Source organism: Nocardioides sp. LHD-245 (assembly GCF_030929495.1).
Classification (GTDB): domain Bacteria; phylum Actinomycetota; class Actinomycetes; order Propionibacteriales; family Nocardioidaceae; genus Nocardioides.
The window spans coordinates 269,075-295,769 of the sequence record NZ_JAVFWN010000007.1; the positions used below are offsets into that span (position 1 = coordinate 269,075).

The following is a 26,695-nucleotide window of genomic DNA, read 5'->3' on the forward strand; positions in this document are numbered from 1 at the left end:
GGTTATGACACCCGGGCGCGGGTTAGGCTGCCCTCCAGCGTCCCAGCCGGTGGGTGGTTGGGGCATGGGACGGTCTCGGGGGTCGGGCGGTGCGAGTCAGCGTGACGGGTGCCGAGTCCTGGCCGTCGCCGGGTCGAGCGACACGCCTGGTCCACGCCGCGGGCACCCATCCGGGGCGGGTGCGCAGCGTCAACGAGGACTCCTCGCTCGTGGCGCCCCCGGTCTTCCTCGTCGCCGACGGCATGGGCGGGTACGCCCGCGGCGATGTCGCGAGCCGGCTGGTCGTCGAGTCCTTCGAGTCTCTGGCCTCGCTCCACGAGGTCCAGCCCGCCGACGTCGAGGCCGCGATCGAGACGGCGCAGCACCGGGTCGCCTCCCTGGCCGCCGAGTTCAGCTCCGCGCCCGGCTCGACGCTGGTGACGGCGGCCTACGTCCTCGAGGACGGCCGGGGCTACTGGCTGCTCGCCAATATCGGCGACTCGCGGGCCTACACGCACGCCGACGGCGTCCTCGAGCAGATCTCCACCGACCACTCGGTGGTGCAGGAGCTGATCGACGCCGGCCGCCTGACGCGCGACGAGGCGCTCGGCCACCCCGAGCGTCACGTCGTGACCCGTGCGATCGGTGCGCTCACCCGGTCGGAGGCCGACTTCGCGCTGGTCCCCGCCGAGCCGGGATCACGGCTGCTGCTGTGCTCCGACGGCCTCACCTCGGAGCTCTCCGACACCGCGATCCTGCACATCCTGTCCGAGGGCATGTCGCCCGATCTGACCGTCCACACCCTCGTCGACGCGGCCGTGTCCGCGGGTGGCCACGACAACGTGACGGTGGTGCTGGTCGACGTCGTGGCCGAGGGCGCCGTCGCGCCCGCGTCGGAGGACACCGAGCCCTGCCCGCGAGGCGTCGGATGATCCCCGCCGCGCCGGTCTCGACCTATCGTCCGGGCGACCTCGCGACCCTCGTCACCGAGGAGGGCGTGGTCGTCACCACGGCCGATCGGCTCGCCGAGGTCACCCAGCTGCTCGACCGCGACCTCGAGGCCCCGACGATCGTCGAGGTGCTCTCCCGCGGTGACCTGCGGGCGCTGCCGGAGTTCGCCGCCGTCCGGATCGACGGTGCCGATGCCCGGATCCTCATCCGAGGCGGGCTCGCCGTCCGGGTCGACGGGTTCTCGGTCGACGGCCGCGACGCCACGATGTGGACCGAGGCCTCCGCGACCCTGACCCTCGGCGCGGTGGTGGACGTCGTCCCCCTCGGCCCACCGGCCACCGGGCCGAGCCTGCCGCTCACCGGCGGCGTGGTCCGCAGCGCCGGGGTCACCTGGCGTCCGGTGGTGCGGCCGACCAGCACCCCGGCTCCGCAGCCGCAGGCACCGCCCCAGGCACCGCCCCCGGCACCGCCGCCCCCGTCCCAGATGCCGTCCCAGATGCCGCCGGCCGCGCCTCCCGCGCCCGAGTACACCGTGGTCCGCGGCAGCCGGGCCACCCCGCCGGCCGCGCCGCTGCCGTCGTCGCCCCCACCGACCGTGCCCCCGCCCTCCCTGCCGCCGCCGGACTGGCCCGCGCCCGCCGCTCCGGCCGCCGAGTCCGCCGAGCACGACGGCCGCACGATCACACCCGCGCAGCTGCAGGCGCTGCGCGCGGCCTCGGCCGTCCCGCCGGCCGTCCCGCCGCCCGCCCTGCCCGATCGACCGGTGATCGCGCTGGCGCTCTCGACCGGCCGCACCGTTCCCGTACGACGCCGGGTGCTCATCGGCCGCAGCCCGCGCATCCAGCAGGTCGGCGGCAGCCAGAACCTCCCGGCGCTGGTCACCCTCGACGACCCCTATGTCTCCAGCACCCATCTCGAGGTCGCCGCCGAGGGCACCCGGATCATCGTCACCGACCGGTCCACCAACGGCACGCTGCTGGCCCGCCAGGGCCGGGTGCCCGTGCCGCTGGACCGTGGGGTGGCCACCGAGGTCGCCGTCGGTGACGTCCTCACGCTCTCCAAGGGCCTGACGGCCACCGTCGTCCCCGCGCCGGAGGACTCCTGAGATGACTCTGCACGCCCCGCAGATCCCGGGCTTCGCCTTCGTCGACCTCGTCGGCGAGGGCGGCTTCGCCGACGTCTTCCGCTACCAGCAGGAGCTGCCGACCCGGCAGGTCGCGATCAAGGTGCTGCGCAGCGGCAGCGACGCGGCCTCGATCGAGCTGTTCCGCGCCGAGGCCAACGTGATGGCACAGCTGTCCAGCCATCCCTCGATCGTGCCGATCTACCAGGCGGGCGTGAGCTCCGACGGCCGGGCCTTCCTGGTCATGGAGTACTGCCCGCCGCCGCACGTCGCCCAGCGCTACCGCTCCCAGCCGCTGTCGGTCGGCGAGGTCCTCGACATCGGCGTCAAGATCGCCAGTGCCGTCGAGACCGCCCACCGCGCCGGGATCCTGCACCGCGACATCAAGCCGCACAACATCCTCACCAGCACCTTCGGGGTCCCGCTCCTCACCGACTTCGGCATCGCCTCGGTCGTGGGTCAGACCGGCGCGGGTGCGCAGGGCCTGTCGATCCCGTGGTCACCGCCGGAGTCGCTGAGCGCCGACAGCCACGACGTACGCAGCGACGTCTACTCGCTCGCGGCGACCCTCTACTCGTTGCTGATCGGCCACCCGCCCTTCGAGCGGCGCGACGCGGCCAACGACAACGCGAGCCTGATGACCCGGATCGAGCGCGGCCAGCTGACCCCGCTGCGCCGCCCGGACGTCCCGGCCTCGCTGATCGACGTGCTGCGCCGCTCGATGTCGGTCGAGATCGAGAAGCGTCCGGTGTCCGCGATGGTTCTCGGCCGCCAGCTCCAGGACGTCCAGATCGAGCTACGCCAGTCCCCGACCCGGCTCGAGGTCATGGACGCCTCGCCGTCGGCCCTGGGCGACGAGCACCCCAACGACGCGCGCACCCTGGTCCGCCCGGTCTCGGTCATCATCCCGGCGGCGGTCCAGGAGCGGCCCGGTCAGATCCGGCCGGACCAGGGCGAGCACCCGTCCGGCCACGGTCCCGGCGCACCGGCGAGCACCGGTGGTCGCGGCACGACCGGTGGCAGCTCGTCGCGCCGCCACGGACCACGACGTCCCGCCCCGCAGCGCTCCGACGAGCGCCGACTCGGTCTGCCCGCCCGGATCGGTGTCGGCGTGGTCGTCGCCGCCCTGGTGGGGGCGGTGGGCTACGCGCTGATGGCCGGCGCCGCCGGCGACGACGACCCGAGCGACGGCCCGCTGCGCGGCGAGGGACCCCCGGACCCGGTCGAGCTGATCGACGTACCGCCGGCGCCGGTGGTCACGAAGTCCGTCAAGGGCACCCGGGTGACCTTCACCTGGACCCAGCAGGACCCGCGCGACGGCGACGAGTTCAAGGTCCTGCTGACCGGCGACGGGGTCGAGCAGATCGAGCCCGAGTACACCGAGGCCACCAGCACGACCCTGAAGGTCAAGCAGGGCGCGACGGCGTGCATCCAGCTGGTCCTGTCCCGGGAGGGGAGCCCACCGTCGGCGCCCTCCGACCAGGTCTGCGCGGTGGGGCAATGAGCGCGTTGCGCAGGTGGCGCAAGACGGCGTCAGCGACGGCACTGGCCCTGGGGCTCGGCACCCTCGTCGTGCTGGCCTACCAGCACGACGGCAAGCCGTTCACCGAGGTCGAGCTCAACGACGGCGGGGTGTGGGTCACCAACCGCGACCTCGGCCTGGTCGCCCGGCTCAACCCGCAGATCAAGGAGCTCGACCTCGGCGTCGAGTCCGGGAGCGTCGAGTTCGACATCTTCCAGCGGGCGACGAGCCTGTACGTCGACGACGCCTCCTCGGACCGCGCCGTCAAGCAGGTCGACATCCCCCGTGCCGCCGCGCTCGAGCCGACCGGCCTGCCGACCGGTGCCGTGGTCGCGAACGGGGGCTCCACCTTCGCCGTCGTCGACCCCGTCACCGGCAAGGCCTGGGTCCGCTCGGCCGAGCGCTTCCGCGGATTCTCGGCGAAGACCACGCCGCCGGACCTGAAGGGCGCCCTGCGCCCGGCGGTCGGGGCCGACGGCCGGGCCTACGTGCTGGGGCGCGACGGCAAGGTCACGCCGTACACCCTCGACGAGGCCGGCGACGCCGTGGCCGGTGACGAGATCCAGCTCGGCGAGAAGGTCGGCACCGACCCCGCGATGGTGGCGATGACCGTCGTCGGTGACACCCCGGTGCTCTACAACCGCAACAGCCTCGAGCTGAGCCGTCCCGGCGCGGACCCGGTGGTCGTCGAGACCGCGGACCCCTCCCGGGTCGAGCTCCAGCAGCCGTCCGGCGAGAGCGAGGATGTCTACGTCGCGACCGTCGAGGGCCTGCAGGTGACCCCGGTCGACGGCGGCGGACTGAAGGATGCCGGCCGTGGTGAGGTCTCCGGCACGCCGGCCGCGCCCGTGCAGATGTCCGGCACCGGCTGCGTGTACGCCGCCTGGTCCGATGCCACCTCGCCCCACAACTACCTCCGCGACTGCCCGGGCACCGCCGACGACGACGCCTCCCCGATCCCGGGCATGGAGGAGGGGGCCGACCTGCGGTTCCGGGTCAACCGCGACGTCGTGGTCCTCAACGACACCCGCACCGGCGACAGCTGGCTGGTCCAGGACCCCGGCAAGGCGAAGATCGACAACTGGCCCGCGGTCGACCCGCAGAACCAGAACAAGTCGAAGCTCAAGGAGACGACCGAAGAGGTCCCCGACCAGGAGAACCGCGCTCCCGAGCCACAGGACGACGACCTCGGGGCCCGCCCCGGCCGCTCGACCGTGCTGCCCGTCGTCGCTCTCAACGACCACGACCCCGACGGCGACATCATCAGCATCTCGAAGACCCAGCACGTCAGCGGGCCGGAGCTCGAGGTCCGGATCGTCGGCGGCGGCACCCAGCTCCAGGTCGCGGTCCCCGCCGACGCCACCGGCCTGTCGACGTTCTACTACTACGTCACCGACGGCCGCGTGAACGAGGAGGTCCGGGCCGAGGTGCGGCTGCAGATCCGCACCGACGGCACCAACGAGCGACCCCGACGGATGGACGACCGCGATCCCCGGTTGCGGGTCGCGAAGGGCGCCTCGTCCAGCTACTACCTGCTCGCCGACTTCTACGACATGGACGGCGACGACCTCACCCTGACCGAGGCGACCGCACCCGGAGGCGAGGTCGAGTACCGGCCGGACGGCACGATCACCTTCACCGACGACGGCACCGGGTCACCGGTGAGCGAGATCGAGTACACCATCGACGACGGCGTCGACAGCTTCGTCGGCAAGCTGTCGGTCGACATCCTGGACGACGCCGCGCCGCCCGAGCTGGTGCCGGACCTGGCCTCGGGCGTCGCGGGGACCCAGGTCGTGGTCCAGCCCCTGACCAACGACCGCAACCCGGAGGGCACCGACCTCACGCTCAAGGGCGTGAGGGTCGTCGGCGACGACGAGGGCACGAAGGTCTCCAAGGACCTGGAGTCCGGCACCTTCACGTTCTTCTCGTCGAGGGCGAAGAGCTACTACCTGGAGTACACCGCCTACAACTCCTCCGCCACCGAGTCGTCCTTCATCCGGCTCGACATCGAGTCGCCCCCCAAGGACAACCGGCCCCCCGTCGCGGTGCGCGACAAGGCCGTGATCACCCCCGGCGGCACGGCCCAGGTCGACCTGCTGCTCAACGACCTCGACCCCGACGGCGACGTCCTGGTCGTCAAGCGGATCGGGCGCCCCTCGATCCCCGGAGTCAAGGTGTCGGTGGTCGACAAGCGGCTCGCCGTCATCAGCTCCGCGACCGACATCGTGGGCCAGCAGGCGACGGTCGACTATGTCGTGTCCGACGGCCGCAGCTCGGCCATCGGCCAGCTCGTCGTCTCGCAGCGTCGCTCCACCCAGGAGAACCGCCACCCGGTCGCCAACAAGGACCAGGTCACCGTCCGGGCGGGCTCGGTCACCACGATCCCCGTGCTGGACAACGACTCCGATCCCGACGGCGGCAAGCCGCGGCTGTTCCAGTCCGACCTGGACCCGCAGAACCTCGACATCTGGGTGGCCGGCGACACCCTGCGGCTGCGGGCGCCCGACGAGCCGGGCACCTACTCGGCCTTCTACGGCGTGCGCGACGCCGACGGGCTCAAGGCCACCGCGGAGGTCAGCGTCTACGTCGTGGCCGACTCGGCGAAGAACAACCACCCGCCGCTGCCGCAGCCGATCATCGACCGCGTGATCGCCGGGCGCCCCAAGGTGATCTCCGTCGACCTCGTCGGTGCCGACGCCGACGGCGACTCGGTGACCTTCCGCAGCATCCTCACCGCACCGTCGCTGGGCCGGGTCCTCGACACCGGAGTCGACTGGATCCGCTACGAGGCGTTCGAGGGCAAGACCGGCACCGACTTCTTCCAGATCCTGGTGCAGGACAAGTACGGCGCCACGGGCGTGGCCGAGGTGCGCGTCGGCGTCGTACCGGAGGAGACGGAGAACCAGCCTCCGGTCGCGCTCGACGACAGCGTCCTCGTCCAGCCCGACCGCACGATCTCCTACAACGTCCTCACCAACGACGTCGATCCCGACGACGACCCGCTGCGCATCGCCGAGCTCAACAGCACCACGGCCGCCGAGCACGAGAACGGCTTCATCGAGCTCGACGTCGGCAGCGCCCCGGACACCGGTTCCCAGGCGACCAACATCGGCTACACGATCGAGGACGCCGCCGGGGCCCGGGACAACGCGGTGCTCAAGGTGCTGGCGAGCAAGGACGCGCCCTTCTACGCGCCCATCGCCCGCGACGACGTGGCCGACCTGGGCGACATCATCGGCAAGGAGCCCGGCGCCCAGGTCGAGATCCCGGTGCTCGACAACGACCTCGACTTCGACGGTGCGAAGGCCGACCTGCGCGTCACCGCCTGTGACGCCGGCAGCCGGGGCAAGTGCGAGGTCGTCGGCGAGGCCGCCGTCCGGGTCCGGCTCAAGGCCGAGGACCAGGTCGTGCTCTACAGCCTCGACGACGCCGACGACGAGTCCACGGGCACCTTCGGCGTCATCTACGTCACCGGCACCGACAACGTGCCGCCCCAGCTGACGACCGACAAGGACCGGATCCCCGTGCGGGCGGTCGCGGGGGAGCCCGTGGTCTTCGACCTCAAGGACCTCGTCGTCACCCGCGCCGGTCGGGAGCCGCAGATCGCCCCCGACTCCCTGGCCAGCGCCGTCAACGGCGGCGTGGAGCCCGTCGAGGGCGAGCCCACCTCGCTGGAGTTCCTGCCGGCCCGCGACCACGTCGGCCCGGCTTCGGTGACCGTCAAGGTCAGCGACGGCCGGACAGCCGCCGAGGACGCCGCGCTGACGTCCCTGCTGACGATCCCGATCGACGTGAAGCCCTCGGGCAACGTGGCCCCGGTGATGCGCGACGCCGCGGTCGACGTCACGGTCGACGGCGACCCCGCGGAGGTCGATCTCGCGGGCCTCACCCGCGACGCCAATCCCGACGACCTGGCCACCATGCGATGGACCGTGAAGTCCGCCGGTCCGGGCCTCGACGCGCAGATCGGCTCCGAGAGCAGCATCCTGTCGATCGAGGCCGGGGGCGGCCCCAAGGACGGCGACGCGCTGCAGGTGCAGGTCGTCGCCGACGACGGCCACGGCGGGCAGGACGAGGCGACGGTCGCCGTCCACGTCGTCGACAGCGACCGCCCGCTGCTGCAGGTGCCGCCCATCACCGTCCCCGCGACGAAGGGCAAGTCGATGGCCGTCGACCTGTCCGACTACGCCGTCAACCCCTATCCCGGCGAGCCGATCAAGGCCAGCAACGCTCGCCTCGAGGGCAACGGGCTGTCCGGCCTCGAGACCGACGGCTCCGTCGTCACGTTCACTCCGACCGCCACCGGGACGTCCACGATCAAGGTGACCGTCGCCGACGCCTCCGGCGACCGGGCCCGCGAGATCACCGCCCGGATCACCGTCGAGGTGCTCGACGTGCCCGGTACGCCGCAGCGGCCGACCCTCTCCTCGGTCGAGGCGTCCTCCGCGGTGCTCACCTGGCGTGAGCCCGAGGCCAACGGCGCCGCCATCGACGAGTACGAGGTGCGTGGCTCCCAGGGCTTCCGGCAGACCTGCATCCCGACCACGTGCCGCCTCGTCAACCTCACTCCGGGGGAGTCGTACACCTTCACCGTGGTGGCCCACAACAGCGAGGGCTGGGGCGAGGAGAGTCCGCCGTCGGAGGAGATCGTCCCCAACAAGGCGCCCGACCTGATGACGCCGCCCGTCATCGTCAACGAGTCCAAGCCGACCGGCAACCGGATGGACCGCCAGCTCACCCTGCGGTGGACGCCACCGGCCAACGAGGGCTCGGCGATCACGGCCTACGAGATCAAGGAGGCCGGCAGCAGCCGGACCCTGCAGGCACCGGGCAATGCGACCTCGATGGTCATCCCCGGCCTGACCAACGGCACGCCGTACGCCTTCGAGATCCGCGCGGTCAACGACGTCGAGCCGCGCCGGCAGTACTCCGGCGCCTCCAAGGCGGTCGCCCCGTTCGGCATCCCGATGCGCTCGGGCGTCGCGCCCCAGCTGACCGCGAGCGAGGACAGCCCCTACAACCAGCAGCCGTGGGTGCGGATCGACTGGTCGAAGTGGTCGGATTCGCAGAGCAACGGCAATGCCGTCAGCAGCTACACGATCACGTGCAACGGCTGTGCTCGGCCGCAGTACGTCGTGGACGCCTCGACGTCGTCCAAGACGTTCGACCCCGCCGACGGCATCCGGAAGGGGGAGACGTTCACCTTCACGGTGGCGGCCACCAACGACGCCGGCACGAGCGACCGCAGCCCGAGCGTCTCGGGCCGGCCGTGGACCAAGGCCGGCCCGGTGCGCAACCTGCGCGAGGTCGGCGACTCGACGGCCGACAAGACGGCCAGCATCGCCTGGGAGCCGCCGGCCGACGACGGCGGACTCGGCATCCGACACTACGTCGTCCAGTCCAACGACGGGCTGTCCACCACGGTGAACGCGGCCCCCGGCGGTGGCGCGAACTTCGTCTTCCCCACCAACGGCAGCCACGAGGTCAAGGTCTGGGCGGTCACGTACAACGGCAACGACGCGGTCCCCGGCCAGTCCAGCTCGGTCTCCGGCGTCGACACCTGGGGCAAGCCGGGCATCCCCGAGGTCGACACGCTGCGCAGCAGCGAGTACTACTACGTCATCTTGGACATCGAGCAGGGCACGGCCAACGGCAGGAACGTCACCGGCGTGCAGTACAGCGTCGACGGGACGAACTGGGAGGACAGGTCCCGGTTCCAGCAGCGGGTCGAGCAGGGAGACACCTCGCTCACCATCAAGGCCCGGACCGTCTCCGACGCCCCCGACGACGGGCGCCGCTACAGCGACGTCAAGACCTTCACGGGGATCTCCAGGGAGCGCGAGCTGGGCATCACCCTGAACTGCTCGAGCGACGAGGCCGACGCGTCGTGCGTGGTGCGGGTGACCGGAGCCGGGTTCGTGGACAGCGGTCATCCGGTCCGGGTCGACCTCAACGGGCTGAGCGTCGTCAACGCCGACAACTGCCCGACCTTCGTCACCACCCAGCCGGGGTCGTTCAACTACATCGCCGGCGGCAAGACCAACTGCCGGGTCACCGGCCGCGGCTACGCGACCGTGACCGCGGGCGGCATCAGTCGCAACACACCCGCGCGCTGACCCACACCCAGCAGCACCCGAACGACACGTACCACCACGAACCGCAAAGGACACCATGTCGCTCACCACCGAAGAGACCGAGTGGTTCTCGCAGACCTTCGCCCAGCTGGTCGCCAACGTCGAGCAGGCCATCGTCGGCAAGACCGAGGTCGTCCGGCTCGCGTTCGTCACGCTGCTGGCCGAGGGCCACCTGCTCCTCGAGGACTACCCCGGCACGGGCAAGACCTCGCTGGCCCGGGCCATCGCCCAGACCATCCAGGGCGATCACCACCGGATCCAGTTCACCCCGGACCTGCTTCCGAGCGATGTGACGGGCGTGACCATCTTCGACCAGCGCAGTCAGCAGTTCGAGTTCCACCAGGGGCCGATCTTCTCCAACGTCGTCCTCGCCGACGAGATCAACCGGGCCTCGCCGAAGACGCAGTCCGCGCTGCTCGAGGTGATGGAGGAGAGCCAGGTCACCGTCGACGGCGTGACCCACCAGGTCGACCAGCCGTTCATGGTGATCGCGACCCAGAACCCGATCGAGCAGGCCGGGACGTACCGGCTGCCCGAGGCCCAGCTGGACCGGTTCCTGGTGAAGACCTCGCTCGGCTATCCCGACCACGAGAACACCGTCCAGATCCTCGCCAACGCACCCAAGGGCAAGGCCGCCACCGTGCTGCGCCCGATCATCAGCGGCGAGAACGTGCTCCACCTGATCCGGCTGGCCCAGCAGGTCCATGTCGAGGCAGGCATCTACGAGTACGTCTCGAGCATCACCGAGGGCACCCGTGAGGCGTCCGAGGTCGTCCTCGGCACCAGCGTTCGCGCCGGCCTCGCGCTGGTCCGCGCCGCCCGGGCCTGGGCTCTGTCCTACGGCCGCAGCTATGTCGTCCCCGACGACGTCAAGACGCTGGCGGTCTCCGTCCTCGCGCACCGGATGGTCCTCGACCCCGAGGAGGACTTCCGTGGGACGACCACCGAGGAGGTCGTCCGCCGGGTCCTCGAGCGTGTCTCGGTCCCCCTGGAGCCCGCCGGCCGATGAACCGATGAAGGGCCCCCGCTCCTGGGCGTCCGGCGCGCGCCGCACGCTCACCGACCTCTCCCGCCGCCGGCAGGCGCTGGGCGGTCGGCTGCGCGACGACATCGCCGACCGGACCCGGCGGTTCCGGCACGCGGTGGGACCGGTCACGGGGACGGTCACCCCGGCCGGCTGGGTGGTGGCGGTGATGGCGCTGGCGCTGCTGGTGGCGGGTCCCCTGCTGCGCTGGCGCGAACTGCTCGTCGGCGGGATCTTCCTGGCCCTGGTGCTGCTCATCGCGATCGTCTTCGTGGTCGGCCGGCTCCCGCTGCTGGCGCGTCTGGACCTCGCCCGGGATCGGGTGATCGTGGGCGAGCGGGCCAACGGCTATCTCACCGTCGCCAACCCGAGCGCCCGGCGCTCGCGGTCGCTGGTCGTCGAGTTCCCGGTCGGCGCGGGGCGCGCCGCTTTCGAGCTCCCCGGTCTCGCGCCGGGTGCCGAGCACGAGGAGCTGTTCGCCGTACCCACCGCGCACCGAGCGGTCCTCGACGTCGGGCCGGTCACGGCGGTGCGGGCCGATCCGCTGGGCCTGCTGCGCCGCGAGCGTCACCTCAGCGAGATGGACACGCTGTACGTGCATCCCAAGACGCTGCGCGTCGATGGCTCGGCCGCCGGCCTGATCCGCGACCTCGAGGGCCGCACCGTGCCGAAGGTCTCCGACAACGACGTCTCCTTCCATGCGCTGCGCGGGTACGTCGCCGGCGACGACCGGCGCCACATCCACTGGAAGTCGAGCGCCAAGACCGGCACCCTCATGGTCCGCCAGTTCGAGGAGACCCGGCGCTCCCACCTGCTCACGATGGTGAGCTCCCGGCTGGAGGACTACTCCAGCGACGACGAGTTCGAGCTGGCCATCTCGGTCGCCGGCTCGCTCGGCACCCAGGCGCTCGCGGACGGCCAGCAGCTCAGCGCGGTGGCGTCGCACGCGTCGCTCCCCGCGGCCAGCGCGCAGCGGTTCCTCGACGGCCTCTCCGGCCTCACCTACGACTGGAAGGCCCGCCGGCTGGTCGACGTCACCCGCCACTTCAGAGCCGACGAGCTCGCCGCGAGTGTCATGGTGCTGTGCATCGGCTCCGGCGTGACGATCACCGACCTGCGGCGCGCCCGGCAGTACCTGCCCGTCGACACCCGGGTGATCGCGGTGCGCTGCCTGGTCGGCCACGAGCCGTCGGTGCGCTGGCTCGGCGACCTCGGCGTCGCGACGGTCGGGCGGCTCGAGGAGCTCGGCGTCGCCGTACGACGGGTGTCCGCATGAGGTCACCCCACGGAGTTCTTCGCTTCCCCCGCCTCGCTCCTCCGGCCGACAACTGCGCGGGGGCCCCGACATGAGCCGCCCCGCGCCGCCGCCCGGGACCGGCCCGGTCGCGCCCCCGGTCCGGTCCGCCAGCCGGAGCGGGCCGGTGCTCATCGTCCCCGACCGGCGCCGCGGTCGCGGCGCGCTGCCCCCGTGGTGGCTGGTCGTCGTCGACGCGGTGCTCGTGGTGGGCCTCGGGATCCTCTGTGCCTGGCCGCTCGGCGCGGCCTACACGGGGGGCCGCTGGCTGCTCGCCGTCGCGGTCGGACTGGCCCTCGGCGTGACGGTGGCCTTCCTCGGTGCCCGGTGGCGTTGGGGACCGTGGCTGACGGTCCTGGTCGCGGCGGCGGCGTACCTCGGGGCGGGATCGGCGGTCGTCGTCCCCGACCGGGCCCGGGGCGGCCTGCTGCCCACCGCCGACTCCCTGCGCGACCTCGTGGCCGGTCTGGTGCACACGTGGCGGGAGGCGCTGACCCTGCCGGTGCCGCTCGGCGAGAACGGCATCGTGCTGATCGTCCCGTTCGCGACCGGCCTGGTCGGCGGGCTGGTCGCGGCCGTTCTCCTCTGGCGCTCGCGGTGGCCCGGCCTGGCCGGACTGGTCCTCGGGCTGACGCTCGTCCTGGCGTCCGCCTTCGGTGACATCAGCGCGCCGGCCGCGCTGACCCGCGGCCTGGTCGTCGCGGTCGTCGGTGTCGTCTGGCTGCGCTGGCGCTCGCTGCGTCACGTGCGGCAGCGCTGGGGGCGCCGAGTGCTCGCGACGCTGGTCGTGGTCGGGGTCGCCGGCGGCGCGGCGGCCGGCCTGGGTGCGACCGCCGACCCCGACGCGACCCGCGTGGTGCTGCGCGACCACGTGGACCCGCCGTTCGACCCCCACGACTACCCGAGCCCCTTGGCGAAGTTCCGCGCGTACAAGAAGGAGCCGCTGCGGACCGCCACCTCCCTGTTCACGGTCGACGGGCTCGAGAGCGGATCGCTGGTCCGGCTGGCGGTCATGGACACCTACGACGGCATCGTGTGGAACGTCTCCGGCGGCCCGGGCTCGGCGCATGACTCGGGCACCTTCCGGCGGTTGCGCAACGACCCGGACGCGAACGCCAAGGCGACGGCCCACGGCCGGATCACCATCAACGACTACACCGGAGTCTGGGTCCCCAGCGTCGGCGAGACGCTGTCGCTGACGCCGATCCGGGACGGCCGCCCCGACGGGGACGCCGCGGGGGAGCTCGTCATCAACCGCCAGACCGGCACCGTCGCGCAGATCGGCGGTGTCGAGCGGGGCACCACCTTCGAGGTCGAGGCGACCGCGCCGCCGAGCCCCGCCGACGAGGAGACCTCCGTCCTCGACGCCGACGGGTCGGTCTCGCTGCCCTCGCCCGCGATCGTGCCCGAGGAGCTGGTCGACCGGGTCCAGCGGTGGCAGACGGAGGACGGCTTCAGCGGCGGGACGGGCGGGGAGCTGGCCCAGTTCCTGCGCGACTCCTTCCGCGAGCACGGCTTCTACTCCGACGGCATCGACGACGACGTACCCGCGGGTCACGGCGCGAGCCGGCTGGCCGTGCTCGCCAAGACGGCCACGCCCGTCGGCAACGCCGAGCAGTACGCCGCCGCGATGGCGCTGATCGGTCAGCGGATGGGCCTCCCGATCCGGGTGGTGATGGGCTTCAAGGTGCCGCCCGGGGGAGGGGAGGTCCGGGGCGAGAACATCACCGCCTGGACCGAGGTGAAGCTCGAGGGCGCCGGCTGGGTCCCGCTCGACCCGACCCCGCCGGAGGACAAGAAGCTCCGTCGTCCCAACGACGACCCGAACGAGGATCCGCAGCCCCAGGTGCTGCAGCCGCCGCGGGTGCCGGGTGAGCCCAAGGAGGCGAGCGACAACCTCCAGCAGGGCGACGGTCATCGCAAGGAGCTCGACGTCCTCGCCGTCCTGGGCACCATCCTCGGCATCGTCCTCGACGTGGCGAAGGTCGCGCTGCTCCTCTCGCCGCTGTGGGGCGTGCTCCTCTACAAGTTCCTGCGCCGGCGCCGCCGCCGCAAGGCCGGTGACCCCGCCACGCGCCTGACCGGGGCCTGGCGCGAGCTCGCCGACCGGATGCGGGACCTCGGTGTCCGCCCCACGCCCGGCGCCACCCGCCGGGAGAGCGCCTACGCCGCCACCGAGCGGTACGACGCCGTCGGCGTCGTCACCCTGGCGCACACCGCCGACCGCCACGTCTACGGTGAGGGGGAGCCCAGCGCCGAGGAGGCCCGCGCCTACTGGGCGGACGTCGACACCGCCTTGCGCCGGATGCGCAAGGCGACCCCCTGGTGGCGCCGGCTGCTGGCGCGCTTCTCGTTGGCCTCGGTGCCCTGGCGGGCCGGCCTGGGCCGGGTCCGCTCGGGCGTCGGGCGGCGGGCCCGCGCCGCGGGCCGGTGGCTGCTCGGCCTGCGACCCGTGGTGGGGGCCCGCGGACTCCTGCGCCGCGTCCTGGTCTTCCGGCGGCGCTGACCCGTCGCAGATTGAACGTCAGATCACGCTGACCCGTCGCAGATTGAACTTCAATCTGCGACGGGTCGGTGCGTTACCAGGTTCAGTCTGCGCCGGGTCGCGGGATCAGGACTGATGCACGTAGTTGTCGAGCTGGTCGCGCTCGAACTGCAGCTGGTCGATCTTGTGCTTGACCAGGTCACCGATACTGACGATCCCGACCACACGGTCGTCCTCGACGGCGGGGATGTGCCGGAACCGGCGCTCGGTCATCACCTGGAGGACGTCGTCGAGGTCGTCGTCGGGGGAGCAGGTGCTCACCTCGGTGGTCATGATCGCCGAGACGACATTGTTGATCACGGTGCCGTCGCTGTGGAGATGCCGGACGACGTCGCGCTCCGACACGATGCCGCTCAACGAGGTGCCGTCCGTGGTCACCACCACGGCACCGATGTTGTGCTCCGAGAGGGTGGCGAGCAACTCGCGCACTCCCGCCTCGGGGGCGATGGTGATCACGTCGTGGAGCGACTTCGAACCGAGCACGTCAGCGATGCGCATGTGACGCAGGCTACTCAACTGCGCCGCCGGTGTCAGGGCCCTTGGCCACGGATCGGACCCGCGGACCGAGCCGCGACCTAGCTGTCGCTCTCGTCGGCCGGCCGGTGACGGTGCGAGCGCAGGTCGGACACGCTGCCGGGCCCGGTCCGCGGCCAGTCGGGGTCGTCGCCGCTGTCCGCGACGCTGCCGAGGTAGGACAGCGCGGCCTCGTGGAGGTGGCCGTTGCTGGCGACGGCGTTGCCGCCCCAGGGTCCCTCGCGGCCCTCCAGCGAGGTGAACCGGCCGCCCGCCTCGCGCACGATGATGTCGAGGGCGGCCATGTCGTAGACCTCGAGGTCGGGCTCGGCGGCCAGGTCGACGGCACCCTCGGCGAGGAGCATGTAGGACCAGAAGTCGCCGTACGCACGGGTCCGCCACACGCGGCGCATCAGCGCGAGCAGGTCCTCACCGAGGCCGCGGTCCTCCCAGCCGCTGATCGAGGAGTACGAGAAGGAGGCGTCCTCCAGCCGGCGTACGTCGGACACACGACACTCGGTCGCCTTCATCAGCGACTTGCCGGTCCAGGCGCCCTGGCCCGCCGACGCCCACCAGCGACGCTGCAGCGCCGGGGCTGACACGACGCCGAGCACCACCTCGTCGTCGACGGCGAGGGAGATGAGGGTGGCCCACACGGGCACGCCGCGCACATAGTTCTTGGTGCCGTCGATCGGGTCGATGATCCAGCGGCGCTGGGAGTGCCCGGAGGTGCCCTGCTCCTCGCCGGTGACGGCGTCGCGGCTGCGTGCCTTGGAGAGGGTACGGCGGATCGACTCCTCGACCGCCTGGTCGGCGTCGGTCACCGGGGTCAGGTCCGGCTTGCTCATGACGTGCAGGTCGAGCGCGCGGAAGCGGGCCTGGGTGAGCGAGTCCGCGTCGTCGGCGAGCAGGTGCGCCAGACGCAGGTCGTCGGTGTAGTCGGGGGCAGCCACAGGGGCACCCTAGCCGTCTCGGGCCGGGCCACCGGCGTGGGTCTGGCTCGGATCACCCGTGGTCGTGCAGGATTCAACCATGGAGATCAACGGCGTCCCGCTGCACCCGCTCGTCGTCCACGCGGCTGTGGTCTTCACCCCGTTGGCCGGCCTGGTCGCCGTGGCCTACGGCGTGCCCGCGTGGCGTGACCGGCTGCGCTGGCCGCTCGTGGCGCTGGCCGCGGTGTCGGTCGTCGCTGTCTGGGTGGCCTTCCTGTCCGGGGAGGACCTGCGGGAGGAGCGGTTCGCCACGGCCACGGGGACCTTCGCGGAGCGACTCGAGGACCACGAGACCTGGGCCGAGCGGCTCCGGATCGGTGCCAGCGTGTTCGCCGTCCTCGCGTTCGCCGCGGCGTGGTTCCACACCCGCTCCGGGGCGGTCCGGGCCGGGCTCACCGGGCTCACGGTCGTCGGTGGCGTAGCCACGCTCGTCCTGGCCTTCCTCACCGGCGACGCCGGCGCGCAGGCGACCTGGCGCGTCGACGGCTGATCCTCCGACGACTCGATGTCAGCTGGGGGAGAACCGTCCCAGCCACTGGTCGATGACCCGAGCCGCGAGCGGCTCGTCGGCCCGCATGATGCGCCCGAGCTCGAGGCCGCGCAGCATCGCGAGCATCGACTCGAAGGTCGTCCGGGCGAGGTCGGGATCGTCGATTCCGGCGGCGCGGTCGAACTCCTCGCGCAGTGCCTGGCCCAGGCGCCGCTCGGCGGGCAGGAGCGCCGCACGCAGCTCCGGGTCGGTGCGCGAGGCGGTCCACAGCTCCATCGCTGCGAGGAAGGCCGGACCGCTCATGGCGGCGTGGATGGCGAGGACGAGGGCACGCAGCGCGGGCTCGTCGCCACGCTGCGCCGTCGCCCGGATCTGCGCGATCCGCATGTCGGCGATGTGGTGAACGGCGGCCGCGAAGAGCTCGGCCTTGGAGCCGAAGTGGTGGAGGAGCGCCCCCCGGGAGACCCCGACGTGCTCCTGGACCCGCTGGGTGGTCGTGCCGGCGTACCCGTGCTCGACGAGGGACATCATCGCGCCGTCGAGCAGGCGCTGCCGGGTCTGCTCGCGCTGCTCCTTGCGGGTCATGGCCACCCGCGGAGTGTAGTGACCTGTTTCATTGACAGTCCAGACGGACTGTGAAAACGTCTCTCGCATCCCACCCGTCCACCGCGCCGTAGGAGAGCAGCCGGATGACCCCGACCACCCGCACGATCAGCTACGAGGTCCGCGACCATCGGGCCTATCTCACGTTGGACCGCCCCGAGCGACTCAACGCGATCACCGCCGAGATGGGCCGCGAGATCGCCGCCGCCGTCGCGGCCGCCAACGCCGACGACGACGTGCGGGTGATCGTGGTCCAGGGCGCCGGCCGGGCGTTCAGCGCCGGCTACGACCTCAAGCTGTACGCCGAGGAGGGCGAGGACCTGCAGCCCGAGGTCTGGGACCCGATCCAGGACTTCCGGATGATGAAGGCCAACACCGACAACTTCTTCAGCCTCTGGCGCTCCGCGAAGCCGACCGTCGCCAAGGTCCGTGGGTACGCCGTCGCCGGTGGCAGCGACATCGCGCTGTCCTGCGACATCGTCGTGATGGCCGAGGATGCGCGGATCGGCTACATGCCCGCGCGGATCTGGGGCTGCCCCACGACCGCGATGTGGGTCTACCGGCTCGGTGCCGAGCGGGCGAAGCGGATGCTGCTGACCGGCGACACGATCACCGGGATCCAGGCCAAGGAGTGGGGCCTGGTCGTCGACGCCGTGCCCGACGCCGAGCTCGACGCCGAGGTCGAGCGACTCGCGGACCGGATGGCCGGCGTACCCATCAACCAGCTCGTCATGCAGAAGATGATGATCAACCAGGCCTACGACAACATGGGCCTGCAGACCACGCAGAACCTCGCGGTCCTCTTCGACGGGATCACCCGGCACTCGCCCGAGGGCCGCTGGTTCGTGGACTTCGCCCAGACCCACGGCTTCGACGCCGCGGTGCGCTGGCGCGACCAGGGTCGCTTCATCCCCGACGGCGGCGGACCGGTGCCGACCGCCGAGGAGATCGCCGACCTCGCGGAGCGCGGGGAGGGAGCGCGATGACCGAGCTCGCCACGTCGTACTTCCCGGCCGACGAGAGCCGCCCCGTCCTCGAGCTCTCGGTCGGCGCGCTGCTGCGGGCGGCAGCCGCCGACGTCCCCGAGCGGACCGCCCTGGTCTCGATCGCGCCGGACCGGGAGCCGCAGAGCTGGACCTACGCCGAGCTGCTCGACGACGCCGAGCACGCCGCGGCCTGGCTGCTCGAGCGGTTCGCGCCCGGCGACCACGTCGCCGTGTGGGCGCCCAACCTGCCCGAGTGGGTCGTCCTCCAGTACGGCGCGGCGCTGGCCGGCATGGTCCTGGTCACGACGAACCCGGCGCTGCGCGGCCCCGAGCTGGAGTACGCCCTGCGCCAGTCGCGCGCCGTGGCCGTCGCCTACGCCGAGTCCTTCCGCGGCACCGACATGGCCTCGCTGATCACGTCCGTCCTGCCCGCCGTCCCCGGCGTGCGGGCCGTGCCGCTGACCGACTGGCTCGCCGAGGTCCGCGCGGTCGACGTCTCGGGCCTGCGGCTCCCGGAGGTGGACCCGGCGTCGGCGACCCAGATCCAGTTCACCTCGGGCACCACCGGCTCGCCGAAGGCTGCGGTCCTGACCCACCGGGCGATGGTCACCAACGCCGGCGACGTCCGCACCCGGGCCGGCTCGCCCGAGGGAGCGGTGTGGCTCAGCGCCATGCCGCTGTTCCACACGGCGGGCTGCGGCCTGGTCGGCATCGGCAACCTGGTCCAGCGCGGCACCCTGGTGCTGGCCCAGGTCTTCGAGCCGGGTCTGCTCCTCGAGGCCGTCGGGCGGTACGACGTCCAGGTGCTCGCCGGCGTACCGGCGATGCTGAAGGCGCTGCTGGCCCACCCCGAGGTGGCCACGCGCGACTACGCGAGCCTGGAGGTCGTGATGTCCGGCGGCGACGCGGTGCCGGCCGACGTGATCGCCGCCTGCGAGGCGACCTTCGGGGTCGGGTTCAGCACCGTCTACGGCCAGACCGAGCTCAGCCCGATCGTCACGCAGACCAGTCCCGACGATGCCGTCGAGGACAACCGCGGCACCGCGGGCCGTCCGCTGTGGAACGTCGAGGTGACGATCCTCGACGCCGAGACCGGCGCGGTCGTCCCCCTCGGCGCCGAGGGCGAGATCTGCGCCCGTGGCTACCAGCGGATGCTCGGCTACCTCGACATGCCGGAGGCCACGGCGGCCACCATCGACGCTGACGGCTGGCTGCACACCGGGGACCTCGGGACCATGGACGCCCGCGGCTACGTGCGGGTGACCGGCCGGCTCAAGGACCTGATCATCCGCGGCGGCGAGAACATCTACCCGCGCGAGGTCGAGGACGTCCTCGTCCAGCACCCCGCGATCGGCAACGCGGTCGTCGTCGGGATCGACGACGAGGCCTGGGGCGAGTCGGTCGCCGCGATCGTCCAGCTCACGCCCGGCGCCGAGGCGCCGACCGCGGCCGAGCTGCACGACCTGGTCCGCGCGCGGCTGGCGCCGCACAAGACGCCGAAGGCCTGGTACGTCAGCGCCGACCTGCCGACCAACGCGATGGGCAAGCTGCAGAAGTTCCGGCTGCGCGACCAGATCGTCGCGGGCACCCTCGCGCCGCTGGAGCCGCGGTGAGCCGCGGGCTGGCCCACCTCGCCGACCGGACCGCCGTGGTGACCGGCGCCGGCCACGGCATCGGCCGAGCGCTCGCGGTCCGGCTGGCCGCCGAGGGGATGCGGGTCGCCGTCAACGACGTCGACGCCGCCGCGGCCGCCGAGGTGGCCGCGCTCGTCGGCGGTCCGGCGATCGCCGTCGACCTTGGCACGCCCGAGGGTCCGGGCGAGCTGGTCGAGCGGGCCTGGGCCGCGCTCGGCGGGATCGACGTCTTCTGCGGGAACGCCGGGATCGGCGGGGGTGGGGGAGCCGAGGTCGGCGACGACGTCTGGACCCGGGTCCTCGACGTCAACCTGCTCGCCCACGTCCGGGCGGCCCGCTCCCTGGTGCCGCGCTGGATCGAGCGCGGCGGCGGGCACTATGTGGTCACGGCCAGCGCCGCCGGCCTGCTGACCATGATCGGCAACGCGCCGTACTCCGTGTCCAAGCATGCGGCCGTTGCCTTCGCCGAATGGCTCGACATCGAGTACGGCGAGCGCGGGGTCACCGCACAGGCCGTGTGCCCGCAGGGCGTCGACACGGCGATGCTCCGGGCCTCCGGTCCGGTCGAGGCGCTGCTCAGCAAGGACACCGCCATCGCGCCCGAGCAGGTCGTGGAGCAGGTGGTCACCGACCTGCGAGCCGGGCGCTTCCTCACCCTGCCCCACCCGGAGGTCGCCGGCTACTACCGGGCGCGCGCCGCCGACACGGACGACTGGCTGCGGGGGATGCGCCGGCTGCACGCGGCGACCTTCGGCTGATCCCACGGCCCGTTGAGTCGTCGGTTCTGATCCCTTGAGTCGTCGCTTCCGACCTGTTCAGTCGTCGGTTCCGACCGGACAAGAGTGACGCCTCAACGGACCAGATCCGCCGACTCGACGGGTCAAAAGCGACGACTCAACGTCAATAGTCGGTCACGGAGCGGGCCGCGAGCAGCCGCCGGAACGAGGCGACCCGCTCCGGGTCCGCCTCGCCGGCGGCGACGGCGATGTCCAGTCCGCACTCGGGCTCGTCGTCGCCGTGGGTGCAGCCGCGCGGGCAGTCCTCGGTCATCTCGTCGAGGTCGGGGAAGGCCTCGATGAGGTGCTCCGGCTGTACGTGCGCGAGCCCGAACGAGCGGATGCCGGGCGTGTCGATGATCCAGCCGTCGCCGTCCGCGAGCGGCAGCATCAGCGCGGATGTCGACGTGTGCCGGCCCTGGCCGGTCACGGCGTTCACGTGACCGGTCTCGCGGCGCGCATCGGGGACCAGCGCGTTGACGAGCGTGGACTTCCCGACGCCGCTGTGCCCGATCAGCACGCTGGTCTCGCCGCGCAGCCGATCGTGCAGCGCGTCCAGGCCGATGATCCTGCGGTCCGGGTCGCGGCGGGTGACCTCCCACGGCACCCCGAGTGATCGGTACGTCGCGAGCAGGGTCTCGGGGTCCTCCAGGTCGGCCTTCGTGAGGCAGAGCAGCGGCGTCATGCCGCCGTCGTACGCCGCCACGAGGGCGCGGTCGATCCACCGCGGCCGCGGCTCGGGGTCGGCGAGGGCGGTGACCACGACCAGTTGGGTGACGTTGGCGACGATCACCCGCTCGACCGGGTCGTCGTCGTCGGCGGTACGACGCAGCGTGCTGTGCCGTTCCCGGACCTCGACGATCCGCGCCAGGGAGCCCTCGGCGCCCGACACGTCGCCGACCACGCGCACCCGGTCGCCCACCACCACGCCCTTGCGGCCGAGCGGCCGGGCCTTCATGGCCAGCACGGTGCGCCCGTCGATGAGGAGCGTGAACCGGCCGCGGTCGACCGTGACGACGAGACCCTCGACGGCGTCGTCGTGGGCGGGACGCTCCTTGGTGCGGGGACGGGTACGCCGGCGCGGACGGTCGTAGTGCTCGACGTCGTGCTCGTCGTACCTCGGCATCGGCGACGCCTCAGAACAGCCCGGACCAGAAGCCGGCGAAGTCGGGGAAGGTCTTGCCGGTGGTGGCGACGTTCTCGACCAGGACGCCGGGGACGGCCGCGCCGACGATCACCGCGGCGTGGGCCATCCGGTGGTCGGCGTAGGTGTGGAAGACCCCGCCGTGCAGTGGCGCGGGCGTGATCGTCAGCCCGTCGGGGTGCTCGACCACGTCGGCGCCGAGTGCGCCGAGCTCGGCGGCGAGGGCCGCGAGCCGGTCGGTCTCGTGGCCGCGGATGTGGGCGATGCCGGTGAGGTGGGAGGGCGTCTGCGCGAGCGCGCAGAGCGCGGCGACCGCCGGGGCGAGCTCGCCGACGTCGTGCAGGTCGGCCTCGAGCCCCTGGAGTCCGCGCCAGCCGTCGCTCGGGCCGGCGACCCGCAGCCCCTCGTCGACCCGGGAGACGGTGCAGCCCATCTGGGGGAGCAGGCCGCGCAGGGCGTCGCCGGCCTGCGTCGTCGCCGCCGGCCAGTCCCGGACCACGACGGACCCGCCGGACACGGCGGCCAGCGCCAGGAAGGGCGCCGCGTTGGAGAGGTCGGGCTCGATCGGCTCGTCGTGCGCCGCGATCGGGCCGGCCGCGACGACCCACCGGTTCGCCTCGCTGGTGTCGACCGCGACACCGCGGTCGCGCAGCATCGCGATCGTCATCTCGACGTGGGGGAGCGACGGGATCGGCTCGCCGTCGTGACGGACGTCGACCCCGGCGTCGAACCGTGCCCCCGCCAGCAGCAGCGCCGACACGAACTGCGACGACGCCGACGCGTCGATCACCACGGGCCCTCCGGGGACCGCGCCGGTGCCGCGCACCGTGAACGGCAGCGCCCCGTCGGTGTCGTCGACGGCCAGGCCCAGGGTGCGCAGCGCGGCCAGGATCTCGCCGACCGGCCGCTTGCGCATGTGCGCGTCGCCGTCGAACGCAACGTCGCCGCGCACCAGCCCGGCGGCCGGCGGCACGAACCTCATCACGGTCCCGGCCAGCCCACAGTCCACCGACGCCCGGTCCTCCGGCACCGACCCGTCGAGCGGCGTCACCGCCCAGTCCTCGCCGTCGGTGACCACCGACGCCCCGAGTGCGGTCAGCGCCTGCGCCATCAGCAGGGTGTCGCGCGAGCGCAGGGCCCGGCGTACGACGGAGGGCCCGTCCGCGAGCGCAGCGAGCACGAGCGCGCGGTTGGTGAGCGACTTGCTGCCCGGCAGGGTCACCGTCGTGTCGAGGGGCCCGATGCTGGTGGGCGCGGGCCAGGGGGCGTCGTGCGGGGCGGGAGTCGTCATCTCCCGGGTGAGTCTAGTGAACTCGGGCTCGCACCTTCGCGCCTACCAGCGCTGCCTCGCGGCGGGCGTCGTGGGTGGCGTGCCGCGCGCGCCAGGCGACCCCGGGCTTCCCGGCGGTGTCGAGCGCCGCGATGAGCAGGCCGCCGGCCAGAGCGGTGTTCTTCACGAAGTGGGTGAGCTGCTCGCGGCGCTGCTCCTTGTCGGTCGCCTCCCAGAACCGGTACCGCGCGGCCGTAGACGGCACTAGGGTGCCGCCGAGAAGGGCCGCCGAGAGCCGCGGGAAGTGGCCGGTCGCCAGGGCGAGCCCGGCGACCAGCTGGACGGCGCCACTCGTGCGCACCCACAGCACCGGGTCGCGGGGCACGGACACCCGCTCCGGCGTCGCGTTGTCCAGGACGGGTGCGACGGTCTCGGTCACCGGTGCCGCCTGGGCCGCGAGTGCGGGCGCGTCCTTGAGGTCCTGGACGCCGTTGGCGAGGAAGTACGACGCCAGCAGGGGTCGGGCGATCAGTCTGCTCAGTGCCATGACCGGTCGGTACCCCGGCGCAGTCCGACCAGACCGATAGATTGGCGGCCATGTGCGGCCGCTACGCCTCCAGCCGGAGCCCGGAGGACCTCGCGGAGGAGTTCGAGGTCCTCGACGCGCGTCTCGAGCGGACGATCGCGCCGTCGTGGAACGTCGCGCCGACCGACGAGGTCTACGCCGTCGTCGAGCGCGCGTCCCGGCGTGACGACCAGCCGTCCGGGGAGCCGGTCCGCCAGCTGCGCGCGCTGCGGTGGGGGCTGGTCCCGTCGTGGGCGAAGGAGGCGAGCGTCGGCAGCCGGATGATCAACGCCCGGATGGAGACGGTGGCCGAGAAGCCCGCCTTCCGCCGCGCGTTCGCCGCCCGGCGCTGCATCGTCCCCGCCGACGGCTACTTCGAGTGGTACGAGACCGGGCAGCGCTCGGCCAAGGGGAAGCCGCGCAAGCAGCCCTTCTTCATCACCTCCGGCGACGGCACCAGCCTGGCGATGGCGGGCCTCTACGAGATCTGGCGCGATCCCACGAAGCCCGAGGACGCCGACGACCGGTTCCGCTGGACCTGCACGATCCTCACCACCGAGGCCACCGATGACCTCGGCCGCATCCACGACCGGATGCCCCTACTCGTCGAGCCCGAGCGGCGCCACGAATGGCTCGACCCGCGCACGCCCGCGGCCGACCTGCCCGGCCTGCTACGGGAGCTGCGGCCCGCGCAGCAGACCGGCCTGACGGCGTACCCGGTCTCGACGGCGGTGGGCAACGTCGCCAACAACGGTCCCGAGCTGGTCGAGCCGATCCCGTTCGATGACACGGGCGACGACATGGACGACGACACGGGCGACGAGCACGACGGACAGGGGACCCTCCTGTGAGCGACGAGCGCACCGTCGAGACGACGTACGGCGAGGGCCGACTCGTGGTGCGAAGGGCCCGCAGGCCGCAGGCCACCCTGCTCGTCAGCCACGGCGCCGGGGGCGGCATCGACGCCCGCGACCTCGAGGCGCTCGCCGCGCAGCTGCCGGGACAGGGGATCACCGTGGCCCGGTTCGAGCAGCCGTGGCACCGGGCCGGTCGCAAGGTCGCCAGTTCGCCGGCGACGCTCGACGTCGGCCTGCGCGCCGCCGCCGCTGCGCTGCGCATCCGCACGCCCCTGGTCGTCGGCGGCCGCTCTGCCGGCGCCCGCTCGGCCTGCCGCACCGCGGACGAGCTGGGCGCGGCTGGCTGCCTCGCGCTGTCCTTCCCGCTGCACCCGCCGGGCCGGCCGGAGCGCTCCCGCCTCGACGAGCTGGCCGGCGCCGGCGTCCCGACCCTGATCGTGCAGGGGGAGCGGGACCCGTTCGGCCGGCCCGAGGAGTTCCCCGACCCGCTGCCGGGGCGCACCGACCTGGCCGTCGTCCCGGGGGCCGACCACGGCCTCGCGGTGCCCAAGCGTGGCCCGCTCACCGAGGACGAGGCGATGGGCGTCGTCGTGGAGGCGACCCTGGAGTGGATCGTGCGCGAGGTCGTGGGGAATGCCGCTCGGCCCTGAGGCGTTCTGGCTTCCATGATCGCGACAGGGGACGACTCGTCGGCGGAGGCCGTAGCGAGCGACGTCGGGGGCCGATCTGGCCAGGCGTCGGCGCGCCGGCATGCTGGTCCGCACGTCAAGCGTCGGCAACGCAGCCAGATCGGAGCCCCGGCGCCGCGTAGTAGGCGGCCGTCGGCGAGTCGTCCCCTGGAGCGCCCCCGGACCGGGAGCACCGTAGTCTGGGACGCGATGACCGAGACTTCCGATCTTTCGTCCCTCGACGCGGCCACCTCCCCCGAGGAGCTGGTCGACGTCGCGTCGGAGACCCCCGAGGAGCGGGCCGCGCGGTTCGAGCGCGACGCCCTGCCCTTCCTCGACCAGCTCTACGGCGCCGCGATGAGGATGACCCGCAACCCGGCCGACGCCGAGGACCTCGTCCAGGAGACCTTCGCCAAGGCGTTCTCCGCGTTCCACCAGTTCCGGCCCGGGACCAACCTCAAGGCCTGGTTGTACCGCATCCTGACCAACACCTTCATCAACTCCTACCGCAAGAAGCAGCGCCAGCCGCAGCAGGCGCTCGCCGGCGACACGGGGGATGTCGAGGACTGGCAGCTGGCCCGGGCCGAGTCTCACACGTCGAGTGGCCTGAAGTCGGCCGAGATGGAGGCGCTCGAGCACCTCCCCGACAGCCAGGTGAAGGACGCCCTGCAGCGTCTCCCCGAGGAGTTCCGTCTCGCGGTCTACCTCGCCGATGTCGAAGGCTTCGCCTACAAGGAGATCGCCGAGATCATGGACACCCCGATCGGGACCGTGATGTCCCGCCTCCACCGCGGTCGGCGCCAGCTGCGCGACATGCTCTCCGATTACGTCCGCACCGGCGGCGACGCCCCGCTCGAGGGAGGCAAGTGATGACCGACCACCTCGACAGCGCCGGCCACGAGCACATCCACGTGTCCGACGACCCCAGCAACGCGGAGTGTGCCGACTTCCTCGAGCGGATCGTGCGGCTGATCGACAACGAGCTCGAGGCCGGCGACTGCGCCGTGGTCCGGGCCCACATCGATTCCTGCAGCCCCTGTCTGGAGCGCTACGACCTCCAGCGCACGGTCAAGGCCGTCGTCGCCCGCTCCTGCGGCGAGACCGCCCCCACCGAGCTGCGCGAGCGGGTCCGGATCCAGATCCAGCAGATCCAGGTCCGGATCACGGAGGGCTGAGCGGCTCCCGAGCCCCGGAGACGACGAACCCCCCGGACCGCAGGGTCGGGGGGTTCGGCGAATGCTGGGCCGGTGGGCTCAGCTGTTGGGGCGCTTGCCGTGGTTCGCGCCCTTCTTGCGGCGCGCGCGCCGCTTGCGGCCGGTCTTGCCCATGGTTCCTCCTGAAGTCGTGAATCGAGCCATTCTCTCAGCCCCGGCACTCAGCCGGAAATCCGGGCGGCGCACCCGTCGCTCAGGCCGCCGGCGGTTCCGGTAGTCGGCGCAGCACCTCGATCAGGGTGTCCTTGATGTCGGCGAGTTCGGTGGTGTGGCTGTCGACGGTGGTTTTGATGTCGGCGAGTTCGGTGGTGTGGCTGTCGACGGTGGTCTTGATGTCGGCGAGTTCGGTGGTGTGGCTGTCGACGGTGGTCTTGATGTCGGCGAGTTCGGTGGTGTGGCTGTCGACCG

The 26,695-nt window shown here is 72.5% G+C and carries 23 protein-coding genes; 15 read left to right on the forward strand and 8 right to left on the reverse strand.

Going from position 1 to position 26,695, the window contains the following annotated elements; all coding sequences use genetic code 11:
• Positions 1-89 precede the first annotated feature (89 nt).
• From RB608_RS13435 to RB608_RS13465, 7 genes are all read left to right on the forward strand, one after another.
• Positions 90-911, forward strand: coding sequence for a protein phosphatase 2C domain-containing protein (locus RB608_RS13435; protein ID WP_308088462.1), 822 nt, complete (start codon positions 90-92; stop codon positions 909-911).
• Positions 908-2,035 (forward strand): FHA domain-containing protein, encoded by a 1,128-nt coding sequence (locus tag RB608_RS13440; protein ID WP_308088463.1) that lies wholly within the window; start codon positions 908-910, stop codon positions 2,033-2,035. The genes RB608_RS13435 and RB608_RS13440 overlap by 4 nt, the downstream gene beginning before the upstream one ends.
• Position 2,036: 1 nt before the next feature.
• Positions 2,037-3,557: a serine/threonine-protein kinase gene (locus tag RB608_RS13445; RefSeq protein WP_308088464.1), complete on the forward strand. Its 1,521-nt coding sequence runs from the start codon at positions 2,037-2,039 to the stop codon at positions 3,555-3,557.
• A complete protein-coding gene (locus RB608_RS13450; RefSeq protein WP_308088465.1) occupies positions 3,554-9,694 on the forward strand; it encodes an Ig-like domain-containing protein in 6,141 nt (2,046 codons plus the stop codon). The genes RB608_RS13445 and RB608_RS13450 overlap by 4 nt, the downstream gene beginning before the upstream one ends.
• A gap of 55 nt (positions 9,695-9,749) precedes the next feature.
• Positions 9,750-10,721 (forward strand): MoxR family ATPase, encoded by a 972-nt coding sequence (locus tag RB608_RS13455; protein WP_308088466.1) that lies wholly within the window; start codon positions 9,750-9,752, stop codon positions 10,719-10,721.
• Positions 10,722-10,725: 4 nt separating this feature from the next.
• Positions 10,726-12,012, forward strand: a complete 1,287-nt coding sequence (locus tag RB608_RS13460) for a DUF58 domain-containing protein (protein WP_308088467.1) — start codon at positions 10,726-10,728, stop codon at positions 12,010-12,012.
• Positions 12,013-12,082: 70 nt separating this feature from the next.
• Positions 12,083-14,536: a transglutaminase-like domain-containing protein gene (locus RB608_RS13465; RefSeq protein ID WP_308088469.1), complete on the forward strand. Its 2,454-nt coding sequence runs from the start codon at positions 12,083-12,085 to the stop codon at positions 14,534-14,536.
• A gap of 105 nt (positions 14,537-14,641) precedes the next feature.
• Here RB608_RS13465 and RB608_RS13470 read toward each other — a convergent pair whose 3' ends face one another.
• Both RB608_RS13470 and RB608_RS13475 read right to left on the reverse strand, forming a co-directional pair.
• Positions 14,642-15,073: a CBS domain-containing protein gene (locus RB608_RS13470; RefSeq protein WP_308088470.1), complete on the reverse strand. Its 432-nt coding sequence runs from the start codon at positions 15,071-15,073 to the stop codon at positions 14,642-14,644.
• A 77-nt stretch (positions 15,074-15,150) separates the two neighbouring features.
• Entirely contained in the window at positions 15,151-16,041 is an 891-nt protein-coding gene (locus tag RB608_RS13475) for an inositol monophosphatase family protein (protein WP_308088471.1), read from the reverse strand.
• Positions 16,042-16,120: 79 nt separating this feature from the next.
• Between RB608_RS13475 and RB608_RS13480 the strand changes: the two genes are divergently transcribed.
• Positions 16,121-16,570, forward strand: coding sequence for a DUF2231 domain-containing protein (locus tag RB608_RS13480; RefSeq protein WP_308088472.1), 450 nt, complete (start codon positions 16,121-16,123; stop codon positions 16,568-16,570).
• Positions 16,571-16,588: 18 nt separating this feature from the next.
• Here RB608_RS13480 and RB608_RS13485 read toward each other — a convergent pair whose 3' ends face one another.
• Positions 16,589-17,155: a TetR/AcrR family transcriptional regulator gene (locus tag RB608_RS13485; RefSeq protein ID WP_308088488.1), complete on the reverse strand. Its 567-nt coding sequence runs from the start codon at positions 17,153-17,155 to the stop codon at positions 16,589-16,591.
• 104 nt (positions 17,156-17,259) lie between these two features.
• On the opposite strand from RB608_RS13485, the gene RB608_RS13490 reads away from it, so the two are divergent.
• Genes RB608_RS13490 through RB608_RS13500 form a run of 3 tightly spaced genes read left to right on the forward strand, consistent with a single transcriptional unit; the run spans position 17,260 to position 20,551 of the window.
• On the forward strand, positions 17,260-18,159 hold the full coding sequence (locus tag RB608_RS13490) for a crotonase/enoyl-CoA hydratase family protein (RefSeq protein WP_308088474.1): 900 nt from the start codon (positions 17,260-17,262) through the stop codon (positions 18,157-18,159).
• Positions 18,156-19,772 carry an AMP-binding protein gene (locus tag RB608_RS13495; RefSeq protein ID WP_308088475.1) on the forward strand — a complete coding sequence of 539 codons (1,617 nt, stop codon included), beginning with the start codon at positions 18,156-18,158 and terminating at the stop codon, positions 19,770-19,772. Before RB608_RS13490 ends, RB608_RS13495 begins: the two co-directional genes overlap by 4 nt.
• On the forward strand, positions 19,769-20,551 hold the full coding sequence (locus tag RB608_RS13500; RefSeq protein ID WP_308088476.1) for an SDR family oxidoreductase: 783 nt from the start codon (positions 19,769-19,771) through the stop codon (positions 20,549-20,551). The genes RB608_RS13495 and RB608_RS13500 overlap by 4 nt, the downstream gene beginning before the upstream one ends.
• Positions 20,552-20,693: 142 nt before the next feature.
• On the opposite strand, the gene rsgA is transcribed toward RB608_RS13500, so the two are convergent.
• From rsgA to RB608_RS13515, 3 genes are read right to left on the reverse strand one after another with little or no spacing between them, the layout of a single operon-like run.
• On the reverse strand, positions 20,694-21,695 hold the full coding sequence (gene rsgA / locus RB608_RS13505) for a ribosome small subunit-dependent GTPase A (protein WP_308088477.1): 1,002 nt from the start codon (positions 21,693-21,695) through the stop codon (positions 20,694-20,696).
• 10 nt (positions 21,696-21,705) lie between these two features.
• Positions 21,706-23,004, reverse strand: a complete 1,299-nt coding sequence (gene aroA / locus RB608_RS13510; RefSeq protein ID WP_308088478.1) for a 3-phosphoshikimate 1-carboxyvinyltransferase — start codon at positions 23,002-23,004, stop codon at positions 21,706-21,708.
• Positions 23,005-23,017: 13 nt separating this feature from the next.
• The gene (locus tag RB608_RS13515) at positions 23,018-23,530 is read right to left on the reverse strand and encodes a DoxX family protein (RefSeq protein ID WP_308088479.1); all 513 of its coding nucleotides are present in this window, start codon (positions 23,528-23,530) and stop codon (positions 23,018-23,020) included.
• 50 nt (positions 23,531-23,580) lie between these two features.
• Between RB608_RS13515 and RB608_RS13520 the strand changes: the two genes are divergently transcribed.
• The 4 genes from RB608_RS13520 to rsrA all read left to right on the forward strand — a co-directional run bounded on the left by RB608_RS13520 (position 23,581) and on the right by rsrA (position 26,248).
• Complete coding sequence (locus tag RB608_RS13520; RefSeq protein ID WP_308088480.1) at positions 23,581-24,399, forward strand: SOS response-associated peptidase; 819 nt, start codon at positions 23,581-23,583, stop codon at positions 24,397-24,399.
• Positions 24,396-25,055: an alpha/beta family hydrolase gene (locus RB608_RS13525; RefSeq protein ID WP_308088481.1), complete on the forward strand. Its 660-nt coding sequence runs from the start codon at positions 24,396-24,398 to the stop codon at positions 25,053-25,055. The genes RB608_RS13520 and RB608_RS13525 overlap by 4 nt, the downstream gene beginning before the upstream one ends.
• A gap of 228 nt (positions 25,056-25,283) precedes the next feature.
• The gene (locus tag RB608_RS13530; RefSeq protein WP_308088482.1) at positions 25,284-25,943 is read left to right on the forward strand and encodes a sigma-70 family RNA polymerase sigma factor; all 660 of its coding nucleotides are present in this window, start codon (positions 25,284-25,286) and stop codon (positions 25,941-25,943) included.
• Positions 25,943-26,248 (forward strand): mycothiol system anti-sigma-R factor, encoded by a 306-nt coding sequence (gene rsrA / locus RB608_RS13535; protein ID WP_308088483.1) that lies wholly within the window; start codon positions 25,943-25,945, stop codon positions 26,246-26,248. Before RB608_RS13530 ends, rsrA begins: the two co-directional genes overlap by 1 nt.
• Before the next feature lie 78 nt (positions 26,249-26,326).
• Here the strand turns inward: rsrA and RB608_RS28310 are convergent, their stop codons facing one another.
• Positions 26,327-26,401, reverse strand: coding sequence for a 50S ribosomal protein bL37 (locus tag RB608_RS28310; protein WP_370249596.1), 75 nt, complete (start codon positions 26,399-26,401; stop codon positions 26,327-26,329).
• Between the two features lie 79 nt (positions 26,402-26,480).
• A partial coding sequence (locus tag RB608_RS13540) for a hypothetical protein (RefSeq protein ID WP_308088484.1) occupies positions 26,481-26,695 on the reverse strand: 215 nt, incomplete at its 5' end.